A 5,295-nucleotide genomic window follows, 5' to 3' on the forward strand; every position below is an offset into this window, starting at 1 on the left:
AGACGGCTTGTAGGGGCCCAGGTTCCAGATCGGGTTGATCTGCAGCAGCCCGCCCATCAGGCCCAGGATGCCGGTGATCATCGCGAACAGCGCGCCGGACTTGACGGCGAACACCGGCATCACCCGCACACCGACCACGTTCTGCTCGGTGCGGCCCGGGCCGGGGAACTGGGTGTGCTTCTGGAACCAGACCAGCGCCAGGTGCACGCCGATCAGCGCCAGGATGATCCCCGGGATCAGCAGGATGTGCAGGGCATAGAGCCGGGGGATCAAGATGGTGCCCGGGAAGTCGCCGCCGAACAGCGCCCAGTGCAGCCAGGTGCCGATCACCGGCATGCCCAGCGTGATCGACGACAGCGCCGCCCGCAGGCCGATCCCGGAGAGCAGGTCGTCGGGGAGCGAGTAGCCGAAGTAGCCCTCGAACATGGCCAGGATCAACAGCAGCGAGCCGATCACCCAGTTCGCCTCACGGGGCCGCCGGAACGCGCCGGTGAAGAAGATCCGGGCCAGGTGCACCATGATCGCCGCGGCGAACATCAGCGCCGCCCAGTGGTGCAGCTGGCGGACGAACAGCCCGCCGCGGATCTCGAAGGAGATGTCCAGCGCCGACTCGTAGGCACGGGACATCTGCACGCCGCGCAGCGGCTGGTAGACGCCGTTGTAGGTGACCTCGCTCATCGACGGGTCGAAGAACAGGCTCAGGTACACACCGGTCAGCAGCAGCAGAACGAAGCTGTACAGCGCGATCTCGCCGAGCAGGAACGACCAGTGGGTGGGGAAGACCTTGTTGAGCTGACGCCGCAGCGCCGCGGCCGGGTGATACCGGGTGTCGATGTCTTCTGCTTGCGAGGCCAGCAGATCGCCGATTTTCGGGCTCATGAACTGCGCTCCCAGAATGCCGGTCCGACGGGTTCGATGAAGTCGCCGTTGGCGACCAGGTGTCCGTTGCTGTCGATGGTGATCGGCAGCTGCGCCAGCGCCCGCGCTGCCGGGCCGAATACCGGCTTGGCGAAGTGCAGCGCATCGAACTGCGACTGGTGGCACGGGCAGAGGATGCGGTAGCTCTGCTGCTCGAACAGCGACGACGGGCAGCCCAGGTGTGAGCAGATCTTGGTGTAGGCGAACAGGTCGCCGTAGTTGAAGCTCTCCTGGCCTTTGCGCTTGACCACCTTGGCCATGTCCGGCGGCCGGATCCGGATGAGCATCACCGGATTACGCACGCCCATCATGATCTCGTTGAGTTTTTCGTGCGACTCGACGGTGCTGCCGTTCCCGTCGGATTCTCGCCACGGAAAGACGGTCTCCATCCCGCCGGCGTCGATGTCCTCCGGGCGCATCTTGACGAACGGCGCGGTGGCGTTCGTGCCGGTGGCCCGGGCCAGGTAGATGGTCTCACCGGCGTACCGCGGGGTCCAGCCCGAGGTCCACAGCACCGCCTTCTTGCCTTCGGCGGTCTGCACCACCGGCTTCCACGGGTTCTTGATGAATCCGCCGACGCCGGCCACCAGGGTGCCCAGCCCGAAGGCGCCGAAGCCGACGCCCAGCGAGAGCCCGATCAGCTTGCGGCGCCCGATCGTGGAGCTCTCGAAGGCGTCGGTCAGGTTCGCCACCGCGGTCTTGCGGTCCAACTGGGTGGAGGCCCCGTCGTGCCGGTCCTGGATCGAAATCTCTTCCGGGATGAACTTCTTCACGAACAGCACCGCGCCGATCGCGATCGCCAGCACGGCCAATCCGAAGGTCAGCCCGTACAGCGGGGTGGCCAGTGCGTACAGTTCGGATCCCGGTGTCCCCTTCGGGGTGTACCGCCACGGCCAGAACAAGAAGATCAGCAGCAACGCCAGCCCGAAACCGCCGCCGGCCAGGAACCACAGCGCCACCTGGCGTTCGGCCCGCTGCTCGGCCCGGGTGCCCTCGACCGGCCACCGCGGCTCCTTGTAGACGGTCTCGACGCCGTCGAGTCGGCCGCCCAGCGCCACCAGTTCCTCGCGGGACATCGCGGCCGGCGCCGTGTCGTCCGGCTGGCCGGTGCTCGTCGTGTCGGTCATGACCGCGCCCCGATCCACAGGGCGGCACCGATGGCCGCCACCATTCCGATGATCCACATCGCCATGCCTTCCGGCGCGGGCCCGAACCCGCCGAGGCCGTAGCCGCCCGGGTTCTCCTCCTCGGTGACCGACTTGACGTAGGCGATGATGTCCTTCTTCTCGTCCAGGGAGATCTGCCGGTCGGAGAAGCGCGGCATGTTCTGCGGGCCGGAGAGCATGGCGGTGAGAATCTGCTGCTCGGTGGCCGGTTCCAGGTCGGGGGCGTACTTGCCTGACGACAGCGCGCCGCCCTTGCCGGTGAAGTTGTGGCAGGACGCGCAGTTGAGCCGGAACAGGTCGCCGCCGCGGCCCAGGTCGTCGCCGCGCAGCGACCGCTCGGCGATGCTGCCGTCCGGGTTGCGGAGCACGGTCGGACCGCCTCCGTTGGCCTGGACGTACGCGCCCAGCGCGTCCACCTGCTGGTCGTCGAAGATCGGGTGCTTGCGGCCCGCCTGGGCTTCCCCGCGCACCGCCGGCATCCGGCCGGTCGACACCTGGAAGTAGACGGCGGCCTCGCCGACGCCGACCAGGCTCGGCCCCCGGCTGGGCACGCCCTGCAGGTTGGCGCCGTGGCAGCTGATACACGAGGTGTCGAAGAGCTGCTTTCCGGTACGCAGCAGCCCCGGGCTCTCGTCGGCGACCGCGACCTGTGCCGACGGCGTCAGCAGCGCCGCCAGGCCGCCGGCCAGCGCCAGCGCGACCATCAGCAGCACACCGCTGGAGAGTCTGCGTCGCAGCCGCCGGCGGGCCCCGACGTTAGCGGGCCGGCTGCGGCCCGCGGAGCGGGCCAGCCACAGCTTTTTAGGTGTCTTCAACCGAAACTCCTGTCCGTCTTGCCTTATCGGATGAAGTAGATCGTGGCAAACAGTGCGATCCACACGATGTCGACGAAATGCCAGTAGTAGGAAACGACGATCGACGCGGTGGCCTGCGCCGGGGTGAACTTGCTCATGGTGGTGCGGGCCAGCAGGAACAGGAAGGCGATCAGGCCGCCGATCACGTGCAGGCCGTGGAAGCCGGTGCAGATGTAGAAGACGCTGCCGTAGGCACTCGACGAGATGGTGGTGCCGTGCTCAGTCAGGTGGTAGTACTCGTAGCCTTGGCCGAGGACGAAGAACAGCCCCATCAGGAAGGTCAGTAGGTACCAGCGGCGCAGCCCGAACACGTCGCCGCGCTCGGCGGCGAACACGCCCATCTGGCAGGTGAACGACGAGGCGATCAGCACCGTGGTGACCGGCACGGCCTGCCACAGGTTCAGCTCGGTGGGCGGTGGCGGCCACGCGTGCGGACCGCCGCCGGCTTGGGCGCGTGCGGTGAAGTACATGGCGAAGAGCCCGGCGAAGAACATCAGCTCGCTGGAGAGCCAGACGATGGTGCCGACGCTGACCATGTTCGGCCGGTTGAGCGAATGTATTCGCGATGTGATTGCAGTACCCGATGACCCGACAGCGCTCGTCACCCCGCAAGTATGACGCTATGTAGTTGTCGAACTCCAGCCGGGTTGGAGAATTCGTGCCAACTCGTCGTGACCGGCGGTGCGCGGCTTTGGGGCCGCAGGGTGCGCGTGCGACGATCGGCGCATGGTCCAATCTGCCCGAGAGGCACCGGTTACCCCGTCATGGCCGCAGGTCCTGACGCGTTTGACGGCCGGCGCGGACCTGGCCCGCGGGCAGGCGGCCTGGGTGATGGGCCAAATCGTCAGCGGCGGCGCGACGCCGGCGCAGATCGCCGCGTTCGGCGTGTCGATGAAGATGAAGGGCCCGACCACCGCCGAACTCAGCGAGCTGGCCGACGTCATGCTCGGCCAGGCCCGCGGCCTGCCGAGCGCCCTGGCAGGTCTGGACGCCGTGGACGTGGTCGGAACCGGCGGCGACGGGGCGAACACGGTCAACCTGTCGACGATGGCGGCGATCGTGGTGGCGGCGGCCGGCATCCCGGTGGTCAAACACGGCAACCGGGCGGCGAGCTCGCTGGCCGGCGGCGCCGACACGCTGGAGGCATTGGGTGTCCGCATCGACCTGGGCGCCGACGACGTCGCCCGCAGCGTCGCCGAGGTCGGCATCGGGTTCTGCTTCGCCCCGAAGTTCCAGCCGTCGTACGGCAATGCGCTGGCGGCCCGGCGTGAGGTCGGCATCCCGACGGTGTTCAACCTGCTTGGGCCGCTGACGAATCCGGCCCGGCCACGGGCCGGGTTGATCGGCTGCGCGTTCGGCGAGCTGGCCGAGGTGATGGCCGGCGTCTTCGCCGGGCGCCGGTCCAGCGTCCTGGTGGTGCACGGCGACGACGGTCTCGACGAGCTGACCACCACCACCACCAGCACGATCTGGCGGGTTCAGGCCGGCAGCGTGGACCGGTTGACGTTCGACCCGGCCGGTTTCGGATTCGCGCGCGCGGAGGTGAGCGAGCTGCTCGGCGGTGACGCCCAGGCCAACGCCGACGAGGCCCGGACGGTGCTGGGCGGTGCCGCCGGCGCGGTCCGGGATGCCGTGGTGCTCAATGCGGCCGGCGCGATCGTCGCCCACGCCGGGCTATCCAGCGACGCCGAATGGCTCCCGGCCTGGGAGGACGGCCTCACCCGGGCCGCTGCGGCGATCGACACCGGGGCGGCCGAACAGCTGCTCGCGCGTTGGGTGCGGTTCGGTCAGCAGCTCTGAGCCCCGGTCCGGCCGCCCGGCCAGGGCCTGGGTCGAGGCCAGCCGGGCCGATCGCGCGGTCGCCGCCCACCGCGTCCACGCTCCGGCCGAGTGCAGCGGCGCGGCCCACCCGGCGCCGTCGCGGGTGCCGCCGTTGCGGACCCGCACGATGCGCACCCCCGGGGCGGCCAGCCAGCGGGCGACCAGCGCCACCTCCTCGACCAGCGCGCCGCCCAGCGGACCCGGCTCCGGCACGATCACCTGAGCGCCGGCCGCCAAGGCGTCGACCACCGGCAACGGCGGAACAGACCGCGCCGCGCCGCCGCCGGCGGCGAGCTGACCGTGCCGGATCACCGCGAGCTGCCAGCCGCCTTGACCATCCGGGCCGTCCGGTGCCGCCGCGATCAATTCGGGCACCGCCACCAGCGTCCGGAGTTGCTGGCCCCGCCAGAGGCCCTCGATGGCGGTGGCGGTCTGGTCCCGCAGCCGCGCCGCGCTTTCGTAGTGGCCGTCCCCGGCGAGGGTGGCCACCTGCTCGACGGCCGCCGACAGGGCGGTGTCGTCGGTGCCGGCGATCA

The 5,295-nt window shown here is 69.7% G+C and carries 5 protein-coding genes; 1 reads left to right on the forward strand and 4 read right to left on the reverse strand.

The window, feature by feature from the left end; genetic code table 11:
- The 4 genes from qcrB to ctaE form a co-directional block, all read right to left on the reverse strand.
- The coding region (qcrB, locus tag AC2VNT_RS08840; protein WP_486946498.1) for a cytochrome bc1 complex cytochrome b subunit at positions 1 to 879 on the reverse strand (879 nt) is incomplete at its 3' end.
- A complete protein-coding gene (qcrA, locus tag AC2VNT_RS08845; protein ID WP_486946499.1) occupies positions 876 to 2,045 on the reverse strand; it encodes a cytochrome bc1 complex Rieske iron-sulfur subunit in 1,170 nt (389 codons plus the stop codon). The genes qcrB and qcrA, both read right to left, overlap by 4 nt.
- On the reverse strand, positions 2,042 to 2,899 hold the full coding sequence (qcrC, locus tag AC2VNT_RS08850; RefSeq protein WP_486946500.1) for a cytochrome bc1 complex diheme cytochrome c subunit: 858 nt from the start codon (positions 2,897 to 2,899) through the stop codon (positions 2,042 to 2,044). The genes qcrA and qcrC overlap by 4 nt, the downstream gene beginning before the upstream one ends.
- A gap of 23 nt (positions 2,900 to 2,922) precedes the next feature.
- Entirely contained in the window at positions 2,923 to 3,543 is a 621-nt protein-coding gene (gene ctaE / locus AC2VNT_RS08855; protein WP_486946501.1) for an aa3-type cytochrome oxidase subunit III, read from the reverse strand.
- 121 nt (positions 3,544 to 3,664) lie between these two features.
- Here ctaE and trpD point away from each other — a divergent pair, with 121 nt between their 5' ends.
- The gene (trpD, locus tag AC2VNT_RS08860) at positions 3,665 to 4,738 is read left to right on the forward strand and encodes an anthranilate phosphoribosyltransferase (protein WP_486946502.1); all 1,074 of its coding nucleotides are present in this window, start codon (positions 3,665 to 3,667) and stop codon (positions 4,736 to 4,738) included.
- Positions 4,739 to 5,295 lie beyond the last annotated feature (557 nt).

Source organism: Mycobacterium sp. TH-M15, from assembly GCF_057473705.1.

Coding starts and splice junctions, on each gene's coding strand:
- qcrA (WP_486946499.1), bottom strand. CDS start 2,045: ATGACCGACACGACGAGCACCGGCCAGCCGGACGACACGGCGCCGGCC.
- trpD (WP_486946502.1), top strand. CDS start 3,665: ATGGTCCAATCTGCCCGAGAGGCACCGGTTACCCCGTCATGGCCGCAG.